Annotated in this window: 24 protein-coding genes; 14 read left to right on the forward strand and 10 right to left on the reverse strand. The window is 53.9% G+C overall.

Translation table 11 applies throughout. From position 1 onward, the window contains the following. Positions 1-158: 158 nt before the first annotated feature. From RHJ02_RS08145 to RHJ02_RS08155, 3 genes are read left to right on the forward strand one after another with little or no spacing between them, the layout of a single operon-like run. Positions 159-335, forward strand: coding sequence for a hypothetical protein (locus RHJ02_RS08145; RefSeq protein WP_190278217.1), 177 nt, complete (start codon positions 159-161; stop codon positions 333-335). 38 nt (positions 336-373) lie between these two features. Further along, positions 374-1,138: an EI24 domain-containing protein gene (locus RHJ02_RS08150; protein ID WP_206199743.1), complete on the forward strand. Its 765-nt coding sequence runs from the start codon at positions 374-376 to the stop codon at positions 1,136-1,138. After that, positions 1,119-1,874, forward strand: coding sequence for a DUF429 domain-containing protein (locus RHJ02_RS08155; RefSeq protein WP_310742882.1), 756 nt, complete (start codon positions 1,119-1,121; stop codon positions 1,872-1,874). The genes RHJ02_RS08150 and RHJ02_RS08155 overlap by 20 nt, the downstream gene beginning before the upstream one ends. Here RHJ02_RS08155 and RHJ02_RS08160 read toward each other — a convergent pair. Further along, entirely contained in the window at positions 1,871-2,170 is a 300-nt protein-coding gene (locus tag RHJ02_RS08160) for a DUF6825 family protein (RefSeq protein ID WP_206199745.1), read from the reverse strand. The two genes, RHJ02_RS08155 and RHJ02_RS08160, sit on opposite strands and share 4 nt — an antisense overlap. 285 nt (positions 2,171-2,455) lie before the next feature. On the opposite strand from RHJ02_RS08160, the gene RHJ02_RS08165 reads away from it, so the two are divergent. Next, positions 2,456-4,147 (forward strand): SulP family inorganic anion transporter, encoded by a 1,692-nt coding sequence (locus RHJ02_RS08165; RefSeq protein WP_206199746.1) that lies wholly within the window; start codon positions 2,456-2,458, stop codon positions 4,145-4,147. Here the strand turns inward: RHJ02_RS08165 and RHJ02_RS08170 are convergent. Genes RHJ02_RS08170 through dnaK form a run of 4 tightly spaced genes read right to left on the reverse strand, consistent with a single transcriptional unit; the run spans position 4,138 to position 8,840 of the window. After that, a complete protein-coding gene (locus RHJ02_RS08170; protein WP_255451731.1) occupies positions 4,138-4,650 on the reverse strand; it encodes a DNA-3-methyladenine glycosylase in 513 nt (170 codons plus the stop codon). The two genes, RHJ02_RS08165 and RHJ02_RS08170, sit on opposite strands and share 10 nt — an antisense overlap. A gap of 46 nt (positions 4,651-4,696) precedes the next feature. Next, positions 4,697-5,782, reverse strand: coding sequence for an acyl-CoA dehydrogenase family protein (locus RHJ02_RS08175; RefSeq protein WP_310800110.1), 1,086 nt, complete (start codon positions 5,780-5,782; stop codon positions 4,697-4,699). Between the two features lie 3 nt (positions 5,783-5,785). Next, complete coding sequence (locus RHJ02_RS08180) at positions 5,786-6,766, reverse strand: DnaJ C-terminal domain-containing protein (protein ID WP_206199748.1); 981 nt, start codon at positions 6,764-6,766, stop codon at positions 5,786-5,788. A gap of 49 nt (positions 6,767-6,815) precedes the next feature. Next, entirely contained in the window at positions 6,816-8,840 is a 2,025-nt protein-coding gene (gene dnaK, locus RHJ02_RS08185) for a molecular chaperone DnaK (protein WP_206199749.1), read from the reverse strand. Positions 8,841-9,130: 290 nt separating this feature from the next. On the opposite strand from dnaK, the gene RHJ02_RS08190 reads away from it, so the two are divergent. Next, positions 9,131-9,445 carry a DUF6679 family protein gene (locus tag RHJ02_RS08190; RefSeq protein WP_024125163.1) on the forward strand — a complete coding sequence of 105 codons (315 nt, stop codon included), beginning with the start codon at positions 9,131-9,133 and terminating at the stop codon, positions 9,443-9,445. A 9-nt stretch (positions 9,446-9,454) separates the two neighbouring features. Next, positions 9,455-10,594 carry a bifunctional diaminohydroxyphosphoribosylaminopyrimidine deaminase/5-amino-6-(5-phosphoribosylamino)uracil reductase RibD gene (gene ribD, locus RHJ02_RS08195; protein ID WP_206199750.1) on the forward strand — a complete coding sequence of 380 codons (1,140 nt, stop codon included), beginning with the start codon at positions 9,455-9,457 and terminating at the stop codon, positions 10,592-10,594. Here the strand turns inward: ribD and RHJ02_RS08200 are convergent. After that, positions 10,566-11,036, reverse strand: a complete 471-nt coding sequence (locus tag RHJ02_RS08200) for a hypothetical protein (protein WP_206199751.1) — start codon at positions 11,034-11,036, stop codon at positions 10,566-10,568. The two genes, ribD and RHJ02_RS08200, sit on opposite strands and share 29 nt — an antisense overlap. 616 nt (positions 11,037-11,652) lie before the next feature. On the opposite strand from RHJ02_RS08200, the gene RHJ02_RS13145 reads away from it, so the two are divergent. The 3 genes from RHJ02_RS13145 (at position 11,653) to RHJ02_RS08215 (ending at position 15,157) form a co-directional block, all read left to right on the forward strand. Further along, complete coding sequence (locus tag RHJ02_RS13145; RefSeq protein WP_310742884.1) at positions 11,653-12,981, forward strand: M23 family metallopeptidase; 1,329 nt, start codon at positions 11,653-11,655, stop codon at positions 12,979-12,981. A gap of 3 nt (positions 12,982-12,984) precedes the next feature. Next, a complete protein-coding gene (gene cobA / locus RHJ02_RS08210; RefSeq protein WP_310744444.1) occupies positions 12,985-14,505 on the forward strand; it encodes a uroporphyrinogen-III C-methyltransferase in 1,521 nt (506 codons plus the stop codon). A 61-nt stretch (positions 14,506-14,566) separates the two neighbouring features. Continuing rightward, on the forward strand, positions 14,567-15,157 hold the full coding sequence (locus RHJ02_RS08215; RefSeq protein WP_206199753.1) for a chromophore lyase CpcT/CpeT: 591 nt from the start codon (positions 14,567-14,569) through the stop codon (positions 15,155-15,157). Here RHJ02_RS08215 and lgt read toward each other — a convergent pair. Genes lgt through rpmI form a run of 3 tightly spaced genes read right to left on the reverse strand, consistent with a single transcriptional unit; the run spans position 15,154 to position 16,564 of the window. Beyond that, entirely contained in the window at positions 15,154-15,960 is an 807-nt protein-coding gene (gene lgt / locus RHJ02_RS08220; RefSeq protein ID WP_302676175.1) for a prolipoprotein diacylglyceryl transferase, read from the reverse strand. The genes RHJ02_RS08215 and lgt overlap by 4 nt on opposite strands. Positions 15,961-15,974: 14 nt before the next feature. Next, positions 15,975-16,325 (reverse strand): 50S ribosomal protein L20, encoded by a 351-nt coding sequence (gene rplT / locus RHJ02_RS08225; protein WP_149818464.1) that lies wholly within the window; start codon positions 16,323-16,325, stop codon positions 15,975-15,977. Positions 16,326-16,366: 41 nt separating this feature from the next. Then, positions 16,367-16,564 (reverse strand): 50S ribosomal protein L35, encoded by a 198-nt coding sequence (gene rpmI / locus RHJ02_RS08230; RefSeq protein ID WP_206199755.1) that lies wholly within the window; start codon positions 16,562-16,564, stop codon positions 16,367-16,369. 65 nt (positions 16,565-16,629) lie between these two features. Between rpmI and RHJ02_RS08235 the strand changes: the two genes are divergently transcribed. Genes RHJ02_RS08235 through RHJ02_RS08245 form a run of 3 tightly spaced genes read left to right on the forward strand, consistent with a single transcriptional unit; the run spans position 16,630 to position 18,556 of the window. Further along, a complete protein-coding gene (locus RHJ02_RS08235) occupies positions 16,630-17,028 on the forward strand; it encodes a hypothetical protein (RefSeq protein WP_310822095.1) in 399 nt (132 codons plus the stop codon). Further along, positions 17,029-17,760 carry a photosystem II S4 domain protein gene (locus RHJ02_RS08240; RefSeq protein WP_310800112.1) on the forward strand — a complete coding sequence of 244 codons (732 nt, stop codon included), beginning with the start codon at positions 17,029-17,031 and terminating at the stop codon, positions 17,758-17,760. It begins immediately after the preceding gene. Between the two features lie 4 nt (positions 17,761-17,764). Continuing rightward, a complete protein-coding gene (locus tag RHJ02_RS08245; protein ID WP_310744445.1) occupies positions 17,765-18,556 on the forward strand; it encodes a YdcF family protein in 792 nt (263 codons plus the stop codon). Here the strand turns inward: RHJ02_RS08245 and RHJ02_RS08250 are convergent. Further along, on the reverse strand, positions 18,553-19,440 hold the full coding sequence (locus tag RHJ02_RS08250; RefSeq protein WP_310744446.1) for an alpha/beta hydrolase: 888 nt from the start codon (positions 19,438-19,440) through the stop codon (positions 18,553-18,555). The genes RHJ02_RS08245 and RHJ02_RS08250 overlap by 4 nt on opposite strands. 271 nt (positions 19,441-19,711) lie before the next feature. Here RHJ02_RS08250 and RHJ02_RS08255 point away from each other — a divergent pair, with 271 nt between their 5' ends. Next, on the forward strand, positions 19,712-20,719 hold the full coding sequence (locus RHJ02_RS08255; protein WP_310744447.1) for a PstS family phosphate ABC transporter substrate-binding protein: 1,008 nt from the start codon (positions 19,712-19,714) through the stop codon (positions 20,717-20,719). 135 nt (positions 20,720-20,854) lie between these two features. Continuing rightward, complete coding sequence (pstC, locus tag RHJ02_RS08260) at positions 20,855-21,868, forward strand: phosphate ABC transporter permease subunit PstC (RefSeq protein WP_206199760.1); 1,014 nt, start codon at positions 20,855-20,857, stop codon at positions 21,866-21,868. Positions 21,869-21,870: the final 2 nt, after the last annotated feature.

The raw sequence follows: 21,870 nt of genomic DNA on the forward strand, positions 1-21,870 counted from the left end.
TGCGGCTACAGCGAGCAGGTTTAACCGTTTTGAGTGTATTCAATTCTTGCGAAAGGTTGCACTGGAACTTACAAGAGTCCCACTGCGTCAAGAGAGCCAGCACTCAAGAGAGATTCATCCGATTCTGTACAATAATGACTTCAATGAGGCGAACAACGATGACGGATCTATTCATTCCCCTCTTGGTGGGACTTCTCACCCTTGGACTGTTGACCAGTTGGCTATGGCGACCGACAGCAACGCCAGTTTCCCGTGCTGAACAGGTCAATACCCCTGATTTTGTTGCCGATGCGCCGCCGCCGGATGATGAAGGAACACCGCCCCGCCGTGGATAGGCTAGGATTTTCCTAGGGGCTTCTAGAAGAATGATTGAGTGATCAAGCAGCTTTGGGCAGCAGGACGGCGGTTTCAGGCGGGTTTCTTTGCCTTTGGTCGTGGTCTTTTTTTTATCGCCCGTTATCGTCTTTGGGGCTATCTACTGTTACCTGCCTGCTTGAGCCTCGTTCTGGGGGTAACGCTTATCATTGCTGCTTTCTGGGCTGTTCAAGTCATTGGTGATTATTGGTTTGTGGGTGGGGAATGGCAGTGGCTATACCAAGGGTTCATTGATATTTTGGCAACCCTCATTGCTGTCTTTTTGGCCCTAATTGGCTATCAAACGCTGATTCCCCTTGTGGTGATTCCTTTCCTTGGTCCGCTGCTCAACCGTGTTGAAAAAATTACCACGGGACAAACGATTGAGGTGGGGTGGCGGCGCGATCTATTGAACGCTATTATCGGTGGTTGGTTTGCGCTGCGGGATGCAGTGTTGCAGGTGATCTTCCTGCTGCTTTCATTTCTAACAGGGCCGCTGCAACCTATCGTGATGGCGATCGTTAACAGTTTCTTTCTAGGGCGAAGCAGCTTTGATTACCTCCTTGAAAAACACAGCACCTCTTTGAGAGAGCGCAAGCTCTTGACCCGTGCCTATACGCCACAAATCTATGGTCTTGGTCTAGCGCAGTTTTTGGCACTCTTCATTCCCTTCGTGGGGTTAGTGCTGGTACCGCCAGTGGGAGTTGTGGCTGCTGCTTTGCTGATTCAAGATCATCCACCGCAACAACAGTTGATGGCAGTGAATGCGGTTTCTCGGCGTTGATCTGGCGTGGCGGGGGGGAGCGTCGGGGTACTGCTGTTTGCAGTGGCAGGGACAAGATTTGGCGCTGGTCGCTTGCGATCGCTCCCGTGATACGGATGAACTTTTGGCATGGATTGATCGCGATGCACCCTCTGCGCAAGCAGCCATGGTGGCGGTGGATGCCCCCCTCATTATTCCCAATTCGCGGGGAATGCGTACCTGCGATCGCCAAGCTCACCAACTGCTTGGGCGCTATCACGCCGGCTGCTATCCGGCCAATCAGCAATCCCCCTTTGCGCAGCACACCACGGGTTTTAGTCAAGCCCTTAGCCAACGGGGGTTTCGCCATGCGCCTACAATCGCCCCCCAAGCACACGGGCGATTTCAAATTGAAGTCTTCCCCCATGCCACGGCGATCGCCCTCTTTCAGCTTGACCAAATCATTAAATACAAAAAAGGCCGCCTTGCAGAACGAGCCAAAGGGTTAGCCAAGCTTAGGGATTTAATGGCCACCCAGCTTCCCCACTGTGAGCCACCCTTAGCACTAGAACTCACTATCGAAATCCCCAGCAACGGGCGAGACCTCAAGGCTCTTGAAGATCAACTCGATGCCGTTCTCTGTGCCTACACGGCAGCCTATTGGTGGTATTGGGGGCGCGATCGCCACTGGGTTTTGGGTGGTGAGTCTTTTTCCCCAAAGCCAGCATCAACCGATGCCTACTTAAAAACTGGCTATATTGTTGTTCCGCGTGCCTAGCTTTCGCGATTGCGGTAGCGTTGCAGTTCCGTGCGTAGAGCAGCAATTTCCGCCCGCAAATCATCAATCAAAGCTTGCCAATCCACTTGTTGGCTACGCCGAGGCACCACCATTTCTGCTTCTTGACGGGCACGAGCTTGCACCTCTTCCATGAATTGATGGAGCCGCTGCTGCTGCTCGGCATCAAATCGCCCCAGTTGACTTAGGAATTCCACAAATAGATGCTGCGCCTGATCACGCAGGAGCGTTGCGGTTGCTCGACCAAGGAAAAAGGCATCCAGCGGCGATTGACTCATAGGAGTGTCATGACCTCGTAAGTTGCTGCTCTCAATCCCTGAGTGTAACAAAGTTTTACAGTGAGCAAGCCTCGCTCTCTGCCGATTCTCCCCTTTTTGCCTATAGGACAGATAAGAAATTCTTTGATGTTTTCCCTAGACCGATTGTCTCCCCTAAAGCATAGAATTATATCAATTAAATATTTTCTTACCATAGCTACAAGTTATGAGGATACTCCCATAGGGAGTGCTCTTAACAGCGATTTCGCTATGACACCCTCTCTAGATTCGCCAAAAGGGGCAGAAATGCTAACAAATTTAGTTAATCGAGTTCACTTTCGCTATTGGCGCGGCGATCTCTTTGGTGGGCTGACTGCCGCCATTGTCGCCTTGCCGATGGCCTTGGCCTTTGGGGTCACCTCTGGGGCTGGTGCAACGGCGGGACTGTACTGCGTCGTCTTTCTTGGCTTTTTTGCGGCTCTCTTTGGGGGCACGCCAACACTCATTTCCAATCCGACAGGGCCGATGACCGTCGTGATGACGGCAGTGATCACCCGCCTGACCAGTGAATATCCCGAACAGGGGTTATACATGGCTTTTACGGTGGTAATGCTGGCGGGCGGTTTTCAAATCCTCTTTGGTCTGTTGCGGTTGGGTAAATACATCACCCTCATGCCCTACACCGTGATTTCTGGCTTTATGTCGGGAATTGGCCTAATCATGATCCTGCTGCAAATTGGTCCCCTGTTGGGGCACAGCAGTAAAGGGGGGGTCTTGGGGGCAGTGCAAAACTTGCCAGAGTGGATTCAAACCTTGAACTCGGCTGCCCTTACCTTGGGCTTGTTCACCCTCGGACTCATTTATTTCACGCCCCAGAAAATTCGGCGAATTGTGCCGCCACAGCTTCTCGCCTTGGTTTTAGGCACGATTTTGTCAATGGTGTTTTTTGCGGATGCCGGTTTGACCCGCATTGGCACGATTCCCACGGGGCTGCCAGCGTTTGTGCCGCCGACGTTTACACTGCCTGCGCTGAAAACGATGATTGTGGACGGGGCAATGCTGGGGATGCTCGGCTGTATTGATTCGCTCCTGACCTCGGTGATTGCCGATAGCATTACCCGCACCCAGCACGATTCCGATAAGGAACTGATTGGCCAAGGTATTGGTAACCTACTGTCCGGCTTATTTGGTGGTCTGCCCGGTGCCGGTGCCACGATGGGCACAGTGGTGAATATTCAAGCGGGGGGACGCACCTGCTTATCGGGCATGATCCACGCTGTCATTCTACTGATGGTGGTGCTGTGGGCTGCGCCTTTGACGGAACCGATTCCCAATGCCGTGTTGGCGGGGATTCTGATCAAGGTGGGGATTGACATCATTGACTGGAATTTTCTCAAGCGTGCCCACCTCTTGTCCCTGCGGGCGGCCTTCATTATGTATGGTGTGATGCTGCTGACGGTCTTTGTGGATTTGATTGTGGCGGTGGGTGTGGGTGTCTTTATTGCCAATATGCTGACGATCAAGCGCTTGGCGGATCTGCAATCGGAGGATGTGAAGGCGATTACCCACGCCGATGATCAAACGCCCCTCACCCCCGAGGAAAAAGAACTCTTCCGCGAAGCCAAGGGTCAACTGTTGCTCCTCCACCTTGGGGGTCCAATGAGTTTTGGCTCCGCTTGGGCAATTTCCCAGCGGCAGGCGATCATGTCGGACTATAAGGTGCTGATTCTGGATGTCAGCAGTGTGCCCCTGTTGGGGGTAACGGCAACGTTGGCCATTGAGTCACTCATCCAAGAGGCACAAAAGCATCGTTTAGCAATTTTTCTCGTGAATGGTTCGGCGGATAAGGTGCAACAGCGGCTGCAGCGCTTCCGTATTTTGGATCGGTTGCCGGCAGACCATGTGGTGAGCAATCGCCGACAAGCCCTCGAAAAGGCCATTCAGTTTCTCCACCAACCGGAGGAATTGCTGGAGGTGACAACGGGCAGCTACGAATAACGGGAGACCGCCGGGTTGCCCTGCACATACCACCGCCACGGAATCTCCTGACCTTGGGAAATACCAATGCGAGTGGTTTGTACCACAGGGGCTGTTAGGGGTTGGGGTGGCTTTTCTAACCAGAGGCCGCTCTCTTTCCCTAGCATCAAGCCCGAAAGCTGGCGATCGATCCCCAAGACTTGGCACAGTTTCCCCGGACCAGCAGCACTGCGGGGGGGCAAGGGCGGACTAAGCATCTCAAGGGCACGAATGAGAACAGCACTGGCAAAATTGGGGCGATCGCTGGCGATATTCAGGCAGTGGTGAATGCCATAGATTTGATAGACATAGATTGTCCCTGGTGCCGCAAACATCGGGGCGTTGCGAGCCGTTTGGCGACGGTAGCCATGACACGCGGGGTCGCCGGCCATATAGGCTTCAGTTTCAACAATACGGCCGCGGTAGAGTTGACCATTGGCCTGCTGTCGCACGAGAAGACACCCCAGTAATTCTTGGGCAACCACTGGGGCAGGGCGAGCCAACCACTCAAGGGGCAGACACTGATCTTGCTCAGTGGGAACCCTTTTCAAGCAACAAATCCTCCATCAAGGCATGGCGCACGGGGGCATTCAAGCCAGAGACGGTGTAGAGCATGGCTTCGCGATAGAGACGCTGCACTGTGTGACTGAGCATCAAGGCACTGCCACCCGTTGTCATCAGGGCAGCCTGAGCCGCTTGGACGGCAAGGTGAATGGCGGCGGCGCGCAGTTTTGCATGGTGGGGGGGATTCAGGTTCTCTAGCTCTTCTTGAATCTGGTCGTAAAGGCGGTGCCAGCGATCGCGAAAGTGGTGATAGAGGTCTTTGGCGTCGGCACTCTCAGCGAGAATCTGCAAACTGGCACGGCCACAACCCATGGGGGCGGCACTGCCCCGCAGCAATTGCTGGCGATCGCGGACGGCCATCCAATCCACCTCACTGATACCCACTACATCTTCCGGCGGGACTAACCAATCCACCACTTCTGCTTGCACCGTTTGAGTTGAGGGCACAGCGGCCAAGGGCAAGGGCAATGAGAGGTGCAAAATTCCGCCAGTGGCCTGTTGGGCATTGATAAAGGGCATGAGGGCAAAGAGAAGACGCTGATCCGGTAGGGGAGCTGCGGCGACAAACATCGTCATGTGCTGAAAGCCACTGAGCCAAGGCAGTGTTCCCCGCAAGAGGTAGCCCTCGCTGGTCGGTTGAGCTTGTAGATCCACTGGGTTGTGGCGTAGGTGGGAAAAGCTGACACCAATCAACATCTGCCCCTTCATTAAGTCCGCTAGGTAGGTTTGGGCAACGTTCCCTTCAGGATGTTCAAGAATGATCCCCAAGGCGGATTGATGTTGTGCCACCAAAAAGGCAAGGGCACCGGAGGTTTGCGCTAGTTGCAAGTTCAAATGCCACAGGGTACGGCGATCGCACCCCAATCCCCCCCTTGCCTTGGGTACCGCCAAACGAAAAATGCCCAAATTCCCTAGGGCTTGCAGACTTTCCGATAAAAGGGACTTTTGCTGATCAATGCGGTTGGCAATTGGCGCAACAACGGTACTGAGGTAGGTCTGAATGTCCTCTAGGAGAGGCTGCGCTGCGGGGTCAGCAAAGACCAAGGCATCCATAGTTTAGGAGTACGCCAGATGGGCACGGGGGTTGTAGGACTCAATGGCCTGAAGTTGCCGGTAGAGATCGCGTTCAGCATCACTCAGTTGGGGCGGCAGTGTAATGACAATTTCCACCAGTTGGTCACCGCGATCGCCATCGGGGCGAGGATAGCCCTTACCCGCCAGTCGCAAACGTTGGCCTGTGCGTACCCCTGCTGGCACCATCATTTTCACCCAACCATCGAGGGTCGGGGCTTCAATTTGGCCGCCGAGGGCAGCCTCACTGGGGGTCACGGGGAGTTCACAGACGATGTCGTAGTCCTCAAGGCGAAAGAGGGGATGGGGCGTCACTTGAATTTTCAGATAGAGATCACCTCCACCTGTACCTTGACCCCGCAGCCGAATCCGCTGACCCGTAACCATCCCCGGTGGCAGCGTCACTTCTAAGGAGCGTCCATCCCCAAGGCGAATCCGCTCCCGTCCCCCTTCGTAGGCCTTCTCGAGGGGGATTTCTAGGGTGGCTTCAGCGTCGCGACGACTCACAGCGGTATAGGCGGTTTTGACGGTGCCGGGGCGAAAGTAGTCTGTGTCTATCGTAGGCGAGCGACGGGGGGGATCCGCAGCAACCGTAGAGGTGCGGGGCGATCGCCGACCCAACAGTTGATCCAAAAACTCTTGAAAATTATCTTCACTGAGGTCGGGTTCTTCCCTGACACTGGTGCCATTGCGCCGAGCCATAGTGGTACGTTGGGAAGGGCGAGTGCGAAAGCCGGGCTGTGACCAATATTCACCGTAGCGATCGTATTGCTCACGGCGAGCCGGATCACTTAGGACTTGGTAGGCTTCACTAATGTCTTTGAACTTCTCTTCAGCAGCGCGATCGCCCGGATTCATATCGGGATGATACCGCCGCGCCAGCCGCCGATAGGCACGTTTAATTTCCTCAGTGCTCGCACCTCGATCCACGCCCAAAAGCTGGTAGTAATCTCGAAAATTACGCATCGACAGTCCTATCTACACTCACAGTTGCGGCAAACAATGCAAACAAGTTCTACCAGTCGTCGTCATCCCAATCCTCCCATGCGGCTGAATCACTGCGCTGGGAATACCCCCGAGAACGCCGCGTCCGGGGTGGCTCATCCCACTCATCCTCATAATCGTCACGCCGCCGCTCTCGACCCCGCACCGCATCAAGGCCTTTATTGACTGCTTCCTTGAGGTTGGGCAGCTTAAAGACATCCTCATCGTCTTCCAATGCTTCTTCGCTGAGGCGCAGTTGGCGGACAAAGTCGTAGAGCCGCTCTTCAAGAGCCGCATAGGTGAGGTCAATCTGGCGATCGTCCTCATTGCGAATGGCCTCCTGCAATTGCCGCACTAGGGCCTCAATACTCCGGCGCTGATCAGCGGCAAATTGATAGCCAAATTCCTGAGCCGCTTCCCGCAATTGACGTTCAGCGCGGTGAATCAAATCTTGAGCACGGTTGCGCTTCTCAATGCGTGCCCGCCGCTGGCGATCGCTGGCAGCGTTGGTCTCGGCATCCAAGAGCATCTGCTGAATTTCCTCTTCACTGAGGGTTGATGCCCCCTGAATCACCACACTTTGCTCACGACCGCTAAAGCGATCCAAGGCCACCACTTGGAGCAGGCCATTGGCATCCAAGTCAAAGGATACTTGAATTTGGGGCACCCCCCGAGGCGCTGGCGGAATTCCCGTTAACTTAAAGCGTCCCAAGGACTTATTGTGTTCTGCCAGTTCTCGCTCCCCTTGAACGACGTGGATTTCCACTTGGCTTTGGTTATTTTCTGAGGTTGAGAAAATATCGGAGCGGCGCACCGGAATCGTTGTATTGCGGGGAATCAGCACCTTCGTGACGCCGCCAATGGTTTCCACACCCAAGGAAAGGGGGGTTACATCCAGCAGCAGGATATCCTTCATATCCCCGGCGAGAATGCCTGCTTGAATGGCGGCACCAACAGCCACCACCTCATCGGGGTTGACATTTTGGTTGGGTTCACGGCCAATCATCTGCCGCACCAGATCCTGCACCATGGGCATCCGCGTCGCGCCACCCACTAGCACCACGGCATCAATTTGAGCGGGGGTTAAATGGGCATCCATCAGTGCCTGTTCGACCGGATAGCGCAGCCGTTGCAGCAGGTCTTGGCTCAGGTCTTCAAATTGGCGACGACTGAGGGTGGTTTCAATGTGTTTTGGCCCATCCGCTGTGGCGGTGACAAAGGGCAGATCGATATTGGTTTCCAGTAAGCCTGAAAGTTCAATTTTGGCTTTTTCGGCAGCATCGGTGAGCCGTTGTAGCGACTGGCGATCGCGCCGTAAATCAATGCCCTCTTTGGCGAGGAAGTCTTCGGCTAGCCAGTCCACAATCAACTTATCAAAGTCATTGCCCCCCAGTTGGGTATCGCCGCTGGTGGCCTTCACCTCAAACACGCCATCGCCAACATCGAGAATGGAGACATCAAAGGTGCCACCGCCAAGGTCAAAAACGAGAATCGTCTGCTCCTTCTGGCGATCGAGGCCATAGGCAAGGGCTGCTGCCGTCGGTTCATTAATAATCCGCCGCACATTCAGACCCGCAATCCGCCCAGCATCACGGGTGGCTTGCCGCTGCGAATCATTAAAGTAGGCGGGGACAGTAATCACCGCATCGGTGACGGGTTCCCCTAGATAGCGGCTGGCATCCTCCACCAGCTTGCGCAAGACCATGGCTGAAATTTCTTCGGGGGCAAATTCCCGTTGCAAGCGTGGGCACTTGATGCGCACTTTACCCGATTCATCGCGGCGAATCGTATAGGGTACCCGCTTGGATTCAGCCGTCAGTTCACTGTATTCGCGGCCAATAAACCGCTTCACGGCATAGAAGGTGTTTTGGGGATTGAGCACCGCCTGTCGCCGCGCCAACTGACCCACAAGGCGCTCGCCATCTTTGCCAAAGGCCACCACAGAGGGGGTGGTGCGGGAGCCTTCTGCATTGGCAATCACAACGGGTTTTCCCCCTTCCAACACAGCAATGACGGAATTGGTTGTCCCCAAATCAATGCCAACAATTTTGCCCATGCCGTTTGAACGACTCCGCACTGGTTAGAATAAATGAATAGCGTTATAGTAACGGATTATTTACCCTTTGTTACGCTTATTCGATTGTACGAGATCTGCCCCAGACCGTCAGAGAATCACTCTTTCCCCTGTGCTGCGCGATCGCTACAACGATATGAACAACCTCAGTCCCCACACCTCCCATTCACCGCTGCTCATCTTTTGAAGTCTAGCGGTAAGATGACAGGCAAGAGGTTGCAGCACAGCTTATCAACTGTTGCTACGCCCAATTCCGAGAAGGAGACCGTTCTATGCTACACCGCAAGCTTTATCAACTCTATACCGACGGCCAAGAAGTCTGGATTTACTTGCGGGATCAACAACGCCTGATTGACCGGGCACGCATTGTGGACATCGAAGGGAATGTTGTTACCATCCGCTACGAAACGGAGGAAGACGACGAAGTGTGTGCTTGGGAAGAGATCGTCAATATCGAAAGCATTGGCTCGATTTCACGGCGGCTCGCAGCAGTTCCGCGGGGTTATGCGGAGTTACCCATTGCGGATGAGTGTCCAGAGGCGGAGCAACTGCCGAAGCATTCCTCGGAAACCGAACACGAGCGTTGATTCTTACCCATGCGCTCAGCCCCCGTTGTGGAGGAGATAGCCACGATTGATGCCCAGTACATGGGGCGCTGCCTTGAGTTAGCCGCTCGTGCCAAAGGCTGTACGGCTCCAAATCCCCTCGTGGGCTGTGTGATTGTGGCGGAGGGACGGGTGATTGGAGAGGGGTTTCATCCCAAGGCAGGGGAACCCCATGCCGAGGTGTTTGCCCTGCGCAGCGTCAGCGAGAGCGATCGCCCCCTCCTCAGCAAGGCCACCCTCTACGTCAATCTTGAACCCTGCAACCACTATGGCCGCACGCCCCCCTGTACCGAGGCGATTATAGCGGCGGGTATTCCCAGGGTGGTGGTGGGCATGATTGATCCGAATCCCCAAGTAGCGGGGGCGGGGGTAGAACGGCTGCGCTCAGCAGGCATAGAAGTCACCGTCGGCGTGCGGGAAGCAGAGTGTCAACGCCTGAACGAAGCGTTTGTGCATCGGGTGCGCTATCAGCGTCCCTTTGGCATTTTCAAATACGCCATGACCCTCGATGGCAAAATTGCCTCCAGTGCCGGCCACAGTCTCTGGGTGAGTGGTGAAGCCGCACGCGCCATGGTGCATCAACTGCGCTCTGAATGCGATGCCGTGATTGTGGGGGGCAATACCGTGCGTCTGGATAATCCCCTTTTGACCTCGCGCCATGAGCGCAATCCCCTACGGGTGGTGATGAGTCGTACCCTTGATCTACCGCCGAATGCCTCTTTGTGGGAAACGACCACGGCTCCAACATTGGTGGTTACCGCTGCTTCACCCCAACATCCCCTCATTCCCCAATTGCAGGCACGGGGCGTGGAGGTGGTGCACCGAGAGCCGCTAACACCGACCACCGTTATGGCAGAGCTGCATCAACGGGGCATTATGACGGTGCTTTGGGAGTGCGGCGGTTCCCTTGCAGCGGCAGCGATCGCCGAAGGCATGGTACAGAAAGTGTGGGCATTTATTGCGCCAAAAATTATTGGTGGCTCCGATGCCCCCGCCCCAGTGGCCGATCTCGGCTTAACCAAGATGAATGAGGCCTTGTGCCTCGAGGACGTGACTTGGCAAACCGTGGGCGAGGACATTCTCGTGGTGGGCTACCTACCGCCTAGGCCTCGGGTTCCGTCAATTCAATAATGGTACAGCCCGTTTCTGTGGGGGGCGTATCCGCCTGCTCATAGAGCAAATCAATCCACAGTGACTCCGGGTAGGGCTTGCGACTAGAGACATAAAAAAGCCAATGCTGGCTGACATTGAGGGACTCGCGCCGCAGCTTGGCCATTGCCGGGGTTGTAATCAGGCGCAGAGCAGCGTTGGCATTGCGCCACTGCTCAATAATCCCAGCCGCCACCCGCAGGGTTTCCCCCTCGCTATTTTCTAATTCCAAAATGCCGTCAATGTGGATACTCTCCCACCAGTGCTGTGGATCCCGCAGATCCAATCCTTGGCCATCCATATAGTCAATGAGGTTGGGAAGATATTCGCGAATAAAGTTTTGGACAACACTAAAGGGAGGAAAAGGACGCAAGACTTTGAGGCGGCTTGCTGTTTGTTGAAACCACAGCTTGTGGTAAGTCATGGGGACAACGCTCCATCAAAAAGGCGATCGCCAAAAATCGTTACAAACTGGTTTATTTTACCAAGCAAGCTTGCTCTAATTGTTCCTAAGAGCGAAGATGAATATGTGCCACTTTTAGCGCAATTTGGCACAAGTGTTATAGGACAATTTTGATTGAACGACCAACGCTGAGAAGGATGTCAACTGACTTACATTATTAAAAAAAACTATACACACTGATTAGCTAACTTTACTCTACTTATTTATTTATTGGAAATAATGATTTTTCTTTCATGGGTAGTAATTAAGCCCAAGTCGTGATGAATTCAGGTTTTTTTGATTATTGACCAGTAGGTAGAAAATTCGTATTTTTATTTTGCAGCAAGTAATTCACCCCCCCAGAGAGGGCAGGACGAGGCAAGGGGGTGGCTTGTCATTTGGTTGTGGATTGGGTAAAGTCACCTAGAAGTTTCGTCGTGGTGCCAAAACACCCTTTGCATAAACAACAGATTGGGACAGTTTTAGGCATAGATGCGGCGAGTGGCCTCTGGCTACCTTGGACGATTGCTCATGATGTGTGTTCTCGGTTCACCGCTTTGTCGAATCACTGTCAATTTTGTGTGCGAGGAGGATTACCTTGAGCAACGATAGTCGTACCCCTACCGCCTCTCAGGATGCACCTCTTGCGCCTGCTGCTATGCTTGGTCGTTCGCTGCGCTCCCTTTGTTCCTGTCTGCCCCTGCTGGGTACCTTTGTTCTGATTCAGCCTACGCAAGCCCTTGATTTGACCACTCTTGCAGGCGATCGCGATCTGGGTTCAAAGGACATTCGCCCCGAATCTCTCAACCTCCCCTCCCTCTTCAGTACTGAAAGCCAAGACCCGCTTGCGGAATTTGAAAATCTTTTATCCGCCGACAAAACCGACCTACTCTTGGGCGTCACCCAAACGGCATGGCAACGCACCATCCAGTCCCAAGTCAGTTTTGCCCCCCTCACCCTCAGAAGACCGGCGCTGACCCTCTCTGCCTTTGCTTCCTTTGACCGTCTCAGCCGTCCTTCTGAGCCGACCTTCAAAGTGGTGGATCGGCGGGTTCGCACCGATAGCTTGGCGGATTTGGTGACGCAGGCCACCACCTCTGTTGTTGCTTCCTTGGCCATTGATACCCCCTTTGCGATGGGTGGCTCTTTGGAGCAAACCACGACGGCAGTTGAACCACAGTCCGCCGAGGGGGAAACGACTCAACTCTCGCAGCGGGTGGCAGTTGTGAACTCTCCAGCCGCATCGACCTCAACTGCAACCCTAGAGCCTGTTCCCTTTGGCCGTGCTGCTGAGCGGCGGCGGCATACCACCCCTGCCTTGGTTTCAGTCCAACAACCGCCTGCTCGCCCAGCGCTACCCCAGCCCACTGTTGCAAATCGCCCGCAAACAACAACAGTAACAGCACCAACACCTGCCACTGTACAGCCCATTGCCCCCCCTGTGCCCGTCAAGGTGGCACGCTCAATTGTGGCTCCCTCTTTACCCAGTAATCTCGACCTACCCCCTCTGCCCAACTCCGATCGCTTTCTACCTAGCCTAACCACCAACTTTATCTGGCCGGCGCGTGGTGTGTTGACCTCTGGCTTTGGTCCGCGCTGGGGACGGATGCACCGCGGGATTGATATTGCTGCTCCCATTGGCACGCCCATCTATGCTGCTGCCGCCGGTGTCGTTACCTACTCCCAATGGAATTCTGGTGGTTTCGGCAACCTGGTGGAAATTCGCCACGCCGATGGCACCCTGACGCTCTATGCCCATAACCATCGCAACTTGGTGCGCATGGGCCAATACGTTGAGCAGGGTCAGCAGATAGCCGAAATGGGCAGCACCGGTCGCAGCACAGGGCCCCACGTTCACTTTGAGATACATCCCCCAGGGCGGGGTGCGGTCAACCCAATGATCTTCCTGCAACGTACCCAAGGCTAGTCATTGGCGGTTTATTTTGTGGGTGCGGGGTTAGGTACCCCTCGCTCTCTCACGCTCGAAGCATGGATTTGCCTGCAGCAGGCGCAGGTGGTACTTTACGATGCCCTGCTCTCCCCTCGCCTCCTCGAACTCACACCCCCCGATTGTTTGCGAGTCGCGGTGGGCAAACGGGCAGGGGCTGAGGCAGTTCCCCAATCAGAAATCAACCGCCTTTTAGTGGCCTATGGCCAGCAGTACCAGCGGGTTGTCCGCCTCAAAAGTGGCGATCCGGGGCTGTTTGGCCGTTTGCATCAGGAACTGGATGCTGTCCTAGGGGCAGGTCTAGAGGCGGTGGTGATTCCGGGTCTATCGTCAGCGCTGGCGGCACCACTGCTGGCGGGATTGTGTCTGACGGCAAAGGATGTGAGCCAGTCCGTAGCGATTCTGTCGGGACATGCGCCAGAAACCCTTCCTTGGGCAGCGATCGCCCAAATGGAGACGCTGATTTTTTTGATGGCCACCCGTTCCCTGCGATATATTGCCGAGCAATTGTTGAGGCAGGGGCGATCGCCCGCTGAGGGATTGGCCATCCTGCACTGGGCGGGGCAACCCCAGCAACAATTCTGGTTTGGCACCCTAGAGAGTTACCTGAAGACGCCTGACTTTCCAGACATGGCTCCTGCGGTCGTTGTCATTGGCGCGATCGCCCAAAAACGCTACCCTTTGGCTAGTGTAGATCTGGTCTTCCCTGAATTTTTGAAGATTTCCCCATCAGCCATGTCTCCGCTCCACGGCAAAACCATTCTCGTCACCCGGGCAGCAGCGCAAGCGAGTGACTTTACGCAGCAACTGACAGCCGCCGGTGCCACCGTTTTAGAAATGCCGACACTGGAAATCGTTCCCCCCAGTTCTTGGCAGCCCCTCGATCAGGCTTTGGCGCAACTCAATACCTTTGACTGGCTCATTCTCACGTCCCACAATGCCGTTAGCTTTTTTATGGAACGGTTACAGCATCATGGCAAGGATAGTCGTACCCTCGCCGGTCTCAAGATTGCTGTTGTTGGCGAAAAAACCGCCCAAACCCTCAGCAGTTACGGCTTAGTGGCTGACTTCACCCCCAGTGAATTTGTCGCCGATGCCCTAGTGGCAGAATTCCCAGAACCTGTAGCGGGGTTGCGTTTTCTCTTCCCACGGGTTGAAAAGGGTGGGCGACCCGTGCTAGTAGAGACCTTTACAGCGGCTGGGGCTGAGGTTGTTGAGGTGCCCGCCTACGATTCCCGCTGTCCCCAAACCGTTGATGCCCAAGTCTTAGGGGCGCTGCAAGGGGGTCAAGTGGATATGGTCACGTTTACCAGTTCTAAGACGGTGAAACACTTTTGCCAATTGGTGGGTGCGCAGGCGGCAGAGTTACTTCAGAATGTGCAGATTGCCAGTATTGGCCCGCAAACCTCGCAAACTTGTCGCGAACTCTTGGGACGGGTGGATACTGAAGCCACAGAGCATACCCTTGAGGGACTCCTTCAGGCGTTATTACGGATCACTTAGTGCTTTGGGTGCACCAATCCGCTAGTGTGAAAAAAGGACTGTTGTAAGGCAATTGTGGAGCATGACACACGCAACCGATGTGCTGACCCTTGGCCGTTGGATGGCGGCGGATTTTAGTAACCAAGCCCAAGCCTTTGAGAATCCCCCCTTCTATGCCCATATTCGGGTGTGTATGCGCCCCCTGCCCAGTGGTCTTTTGGAGGGCATTGCCCTTTATGTGGAACAGGCCTATGACTATCTTCTAGGTGTCCCCTACCGCACACGGGTTTTAGAACTGGTGCCCGCCAATGATCACATTGTGATTAAAAATTACGTACTCAAGGATGAAAAACGCTTCTTTGGCGCAGCTCGCGATCGCCAGCGGCTTCAGGCGATGACAGCCGATGATTTGGAACTCCTCTGTGGCTGCAATATGCTCACCTACTGGACAGGGCACAGCTTTCGCGGTGAAGTGGAGCCGGGCAAAGCCTGTAAAGTCGTGCGTAAAGGACGGGAAACCTATCTTGATAGCACGTTTGAAATTGATGGCGATCGCTTCATTAGCCACGATCGCGGACGGGATCCCGAAACCGATGAGCACGTTTGGGGCTCCGTGGCAGGTCCCTTTCACTTTGTGCGCTGGCAGAGCTTTGCTGATGAAATTATTGCCTAGGCGGTTTGCCAATCGGGTAACGGTTTGCCTTGGTAATAAAGGCGAAAGAGTCCCCAAGCCCCTAGGGCGATCGCAACCAAGCTAACCACTTGGGCAATTCGCAGCGGCCCCAACATCAGGCTGTCCATGCGCAGTCCTTCAATCCAGAAGCGACCCAAGCTGTAGGCAATGGCATAAACCATCAGGAGCGTTCCCGGTTTTTGATAGCGAGGTTGACGAAAGAGCCACAGCAGGAGAACAAAGACTCCTAGGTTCCAAAGGGACTCATAGAGAAACGTGGGGTGGTAATAGGCTTCGTTGATTAGCGCCGGGGGACGCTGCGGCGCAGGGATATAGAGTTTCCACGGCAAATCCGTAGGGGCACCAAAGGCCTCAGAGTTAAAGAAATTGCCCCAGCGTCCAATGGCCTGTCCCAAAATTAGTGAAGGGGCAATGACATCCGCCACTTGCCAAAAGGAAAGCCGCTGCACATAGGTAAAGATCGCCATCGCTAGCATACCGCCGAGGATGGCACCGTGAATGGCAATGCCGCCTTTCCAAATTTGCACCACTTGATCTAAGTGCTTTTGGTAAAAGCCCCAGTTAAAGGCGACGTAATAGAGCCGTGCAGCGGGAATAGCGGCAACCACAAGCCAAATCGACAGATCCGCAATCAGATCAGGATCAATCTGCCGCTGGCGTGCCAAGCGTTGACTCAGCCAAATACCAATAAAGACGGCGGCGGCAATGAGTAGCCCGTACCACCGTAGGGTGATGAACCCTAGCTCAAGGGTGGCACCGGGGGATTGGAAAGTGGCGATCATGCCTAGAATAGGTTCTAAACAGCGCGAGCAGTCTGAATGACAGTGGCAAAGGCGTCCGTATCCAACACGGCCAATTGAGCCAGCATCTTGCGATTGAGTTGAATATCGGCTTTTTTGAGGGCGCCCATGAGTTGACTGTAGCTCATGCCATGTTGACGCGCAGCAGCGTTAATCCGCGCAATCCAGAGCCGCCGAAAGTCCCGTTTGCGCCGCCGGCGATCGCGATAGGCATTGCACAGTGCCTTCATGACCACCTGATTGGCGGTGCGGAAGAGCTTGGAGTGCCCCGCACGATAGCCCTTGGCGAGCTTGAGAATTTTTTTACGCCGTTTGCGGGCAACGTTACCCCGTTTGACCCTTGCCATAGTTCAATTTCACCCTTGATCAAAAACTGAAAATTTATCAATTAAGCGTAGGGCAGCATCAGCAATACTCGCTCAAAATCCCGTGGATCGACGAGGGCTTTGTGGGAAAGACGATTCTTGCGATCGCTCCCCTTATGTTCGAGTAAGTGATTTTTGTTGGCCTTACGGCGGACAAACTTACCACTGCCCGTCGTCCGAAATCGTTTGGCAGCAGCACGACGTGTTTTTAGCTTTGGCATAGCCTTGCCCTATTTTAGACACAGCTTACTAGTGTACTATTTTGAAGAGAGTCTTGGCAAGCTGCATGGAACTGGAGTTCATTCCTGTCGAAGAGTTTTATTTTGCCCTTACCTTGGCCATGCGCACCCTAGAAGATTTAGGCGATGCGGCATTTGTGGAGCGGGTGCGATCGCGCTTGCAGGAGCGGTTTGGTCAAGCCTCAACGGTTGCTGCCGGCAAGCAAAACACCTTTAACTATGTCTTTCGCGTCAAGGGGGTGGACAATAGCCCCGCCCCGCAGTTAATGCTTTCGATCGCTGACTGGCAGGGAAAAATCCGCCTCAGCAGTGACTATGGCTGGACATTGGATGCGCAGCGCAAAACAATCCGCACCGAGAAATTTGGCGATCGCTCCCAATTTTGCCAACATGTGAAAGCCCACTTAGCCCAGTGGCTGGAATTACCCGAATTTCTTGAGGCCTAAATGTTTGACCTAGGGATCGCCCTTGAGAGAGCCATTAAAACTTGGTCGGTGGTGCATACCCTCTTTTTGCCGCCAGATCAGGTAGTGCAGGCACTCCGCACCCTTGAGCAACGAGCCGATGTTCATGGTCTCGCCTGGGGGGGGTACCCGCAAGCGGAACGCTGTCGGCTGGCGATCGCCCCCACTGAACTCAGTCTTGAGGAGCAACAGCCTCCCCTTGCTTTGGTGCGAATCACAGGCAACTTTCTCTTTGATCCCGCCACCTACAGTGATTTTGAGCGAGCGATCGCCAATGCCGGTCTTGATGACGGCGATTATGGGGATGTGATTCTCCTTGGGGAACGGGGGGCACAGGTCATTCTCATCCCTGAAAAAGTCCCTACTTTACAAGAACACTTAAAACAAGTGCGGACTGTAGCGGTGACCGTCGATCTCTGTGACTGGTCAGAACTGGCCGTAGCGCCCCCCCAACGGAAATCCCTCAGTACCGTCGAAGCATCATTGCGCTTAGATGCAGTGGCCTCAGCCGGCTTTGGCGTCTCCCGCAGTAAAATGAGCGAGTGGATTAGCCAAGGGCTAGTGCGGGTCAACTGGCAAGTGGTGCAACAACCGCGCTATCTGCTCAAGGTGAATGACCTCATTGCCATTCGCGGCAAAGGGCGATTGCGGATTCAAGAGATTCAAGTGACAAAGAAAGAGCGCTACCGCATCCAGATGGAGCGCATTCGCTAACACTATGGCTCTGCTGCTGTCGAAATTACTGCCGCCACTGCTGTATCCATTGTCCTTAGCCTGTTGGGCATTGGTTTTTGCCACTGTCCGCTTCTGGCGTGCTCCCCAACAGGCAGCGATCGCCCTTGTGATTGCCCTGAGCATTTTACTCCTGAGCGGCAATGACTATGTGGCAACGGCTCTCATTGCTTCCCTAGAGCGACAGTATTTACCCCCTGATCCCATGCCCAAAGCTGCCGCGATCGTGGTTCTCGGTGGGGCGGTTGTCCCGCAAACGGCGCCGAGGCCGTGGGTAGAAGTCACGGAAGGGGGCGATCGCATCCTCTACGGTGCCCACCTCTTTCGCCAAGGCTATGCCCCCTATCTCATCCTCAGTGGAGGGCGTATTGACTGGCTGGGCGAAGCCTTTCAGCGGGGCGAAGCAGCAGACATGGCGGAAATTGCTGCCACCTGCGGTGTGCCGACAGACAAGATGCTGCTAGACACCACCTCACTGAACACCTATGAAAATGCCGTGAATGTCAAAGCGCTTCTGGAGCAGCATCAAATTCAGGGGGATCTGCTGCTGGTGACCTCTGCTTACCACATGCCCCGCTCCGTGGCTATTTTTCGCCGTTTGGGAATGAAGGTGATCCCGGCACCCACGGACTATCGGTACCTGTCGATCGCGCGATCGCCCACTTGGCAAAACCTGCTGCTCAGCCTGATCCCCAATCCCTACAACGTGGACATCACCACGATCGCCCTACGGGAATACCAAGGTCTGCTCGTTTACAAACTCAGAGGTTGGCTTTAGAGACCCTGAGCACGCAGAAACCCTTGACAGGCCTCCACAAAAGCAGGGGCTGACTCATAGGGCAAGACATTGCGCCCCGCAATCACCACTCCCTCAGCATTGGGAAATGTCTTGGTATAAAACTGCAACCGTTCTTCAGGCAATTCAGCCCCACCCTCCCGACTGATACTCGAGGCTTGATCCCCCATCACCACAAGCACTGGCTGCTGAGTCTGCCGCATTTTCTGACGATAGTCTCGCCGCCAAAAACCCGACAGGAATGAATACACCGCATGGCGACTCTCAAGGTCAGCACAACCAGCGGCCAGCATCTTTAGCCACTCATCATCCACATCCTCAGGCTTGGCAAAAAGCTGATTGATTGAAAACTGCCGCAGGAAATGTTCTTGGCGGGCATAGAGATAAAAGCCCCAACCCAAGGGAGAATCAAAAAGATTCCAGCGCACCCTTTGCCATGTGGGATTAGTGTTTTCAGACACCAAAGTGGCGGCGGGCGGGCCACTGAGGATCATTGCCCTGACTACTTGGGGATCAAGGTGCACTAGCTCCATCGCTACGGGAAACAATGCCCCTTGGACAACAAGAATCACCGCTTGGCGAATCTCAGATGTGATGAAGAAATGCAACTGAGCCGCCCAATCTTCGGGGTAATAGGCAATGTGGGGTAGGGCGCTCTGGCCACAGCCGAGCAAGTCAGGAATGTAGAATGAGTAACCTTCCCCTTGGAACTGCCAATGACCCACACAGCGATCCCAGAACCGCCCAGAGAGGCCAACCCCCACTGGATGGATAAAAAGAATCGGTGTTTGCCCTTCTTCCGAACTCAAGCGATAGGCGCAGGAAAGACCCTGCCACTGATAAGTTCTAGAGGCCAATGACGGCATTCCTAACGCTCCTGCAAATTGCTTGAAAAAACTCTATGTAACGCGATCAACGGTAAAGTTGTTACTCCTCTCAACAATATGACTGAACCCTAACATTCAGTAGCAATTTTAACCAAATTTTTCCCTTGCCTTAACCTAATCCCTTGAATCTGTTGCTTATTCTGACGAAAGGGTAGTTTGATCGGTTTGCCTTTTTGAAATGTGTGGGCAACCGTCACCCCGAAGGTACTTTACTTGCAAAACGTTGTTTACTCCGCTAGGAAACATCACCATGTTTACATCTGCAAAAAGCTATGCCCGCCTAGGGGTAGTTGCAGCCGTCGCGGCTCTGTCGGGTAGCCTGATTCCCGCTGCTTTTTCCCAAGGGACACCTACGATTCGCATTGATGGCTCCAGCACTGTTTTCCCCATTACCGAAGCTGTTGCTGAAGCCTTCCAAAAATCCCAAGGGGGCAAAGTCCGTGTAACCGTCGGTGTGTCTGGTACAGGCGGTGGCTTCAAGAAGTTCTGCCGCGGTGAAACGGATATTTCCAACGCCTCACGCCCCATTTTGGCCAAAGAAATTGCCGACTGCCGCGCTGCTGGTATCAACTTTATTGAACTGCCAGTGGCCTACGATGCCATCACCGTGGTGGTTCATCCCCAAAATACTTGGGGAACAAACTTGACAGTGGCTGAATTGAAAAAGATTTGGGAACCCGATTCTAAAATCAATAACTGGAGCCAAGTGCGCCAAGGCTTCCCCAATGTTCCTTTGAAACTCTTTGGGCCAGGTGCTGACTCTGGAACCTTTGACTATTTCACTGAGGCCATCAATGGTAAATCAAAAGTCAGTCGCAAGGATTTCACCGCCAGCGAGGATGATAATGTGTTAGTCCAAGGTATCGCTCGCGATCGCGGTGCGCTTGGATACTTTGGTTTTGCCTACTATGCGGAAAACCGCAATCGGCTCAAAGCGGTTGCCATTGACAGCGGCAAAGGCCCTGTTCCACCTTCCGAGCAAAACGTGCTGAATGGGACATACCAGCCCCTCTCCCGTCCCATCTTTATCTACGTCAACGCTAAGTCAGCGCAGCGGCCTGAAGTACGGCAGTTTGTCACCTACTACCTAAATAATGCCCCGGCCATGGTGAAAAAGGTGAAGTATGTGCCTCTGCCGGCTAGTGCCTACCGCACGATTCTGGCTAACTTCAACCGCAACCGTGTGGGTACGATCTTTGGGGGCAAAGAGGCTATTGGCTTGACAATCAACCAACTGCTGAGGATGCAACCCCAATAGATTAATATTTTGATTTAATGAAGGGTGTGAGGTATCAGCCCTCCACCCTTTTTTCCCATTTTGTCAACCTCAGTCGTTGATTCTCTGAAAAGATAAATTCCAACTAAAAGATTTTTGCTTGCTGGAATAATACCCATGGTAGAACAGCCCCTACCCTACTCAACGAAGCTCCCCGTCGCCTTGCCATCCCGTACTGTGAGGATTTGGCGCGAACGGATCATTGCTAGCATTCTTTTTTTGGCAGCGATCTCATCGGTCGTAACAACACTGGTCATCATCTATATCCTTTTTGCCGAGACAGTCATCTTTTTTGAAAAGGTGATGGAAGTGCACCAAGAATCTCTCTTTGAGGCTCTGCTGGAGTTCTTTACGAGCACGGACTGGTCACCTCTAATTGAGCCGGTGGGAATTGGTATCTTACCCTTGCTCTCCGGAACCTTCACGACCTGCTTTGTGGCCAGTTGTGTGGCTATTCCCCTTGGCACGATTGCGGCCATCTATCTGAGTGAGTTTGCACCTGCCAAAACGCGGGAGATCCTCAAGCCTATCCTTGAAATCTTGGCGGGTATTCCCACTGTGGTTTACGGCTACTTTGCCCTTTTGGTGGTCACTCCCTTTCTCCAGAAAATCATTCTTGGCGTTCAGCAATTCTTTAATCCTGGTAAAGAACCTTGGGAATACTTTGAGCTGCCTGGTTTTAATATGTTGGGGGCAGGTATTGTGGTGGGGCTAATGGTGCTGCCCTATATTGCCAGCTTGACAGAAGATGCCCTCCAAGCTGTTCCTTTGCAACTGCGGGAGGGATCCTATGCAATGGGGGCAACGCGTTTGCAAACAGCAATCAAGGTTCTCATGCCGGCTGCTATCTCTGGCATTATGGCCGCCTATATTTTGGGGCTGGCACGGGCAATTGGCGAAACAATGATTGTGGCCGTGGCCGCGGGGTTACAGCCGAAGTTTACGTTTAATCCTCTAGAGGGGGCTTCAACCACAACTGCTTTCATTGTGTCAGTGAGTTTGGGGGACTTGCCCCACGGATCACTAGAGTATCAGTCGATTTTTGCCGCAGGGATCATGCTGTTTTTTGCAACCTTGATCTTAAACGTGCTGGGCTACTTCTTGAGTCGCCGTTATCGTGAGGTGTACTAGCC

Source organism: Thermosynechococcus sp. TG215 (assembly GCF_031583455.1).
Taxonomy (GTDB): Bacteria; Cyanobacteriota; Cyanobacteriia; order Thermosynechococcales; family Thermosynechococcaceae; genus Thermosynechococcus.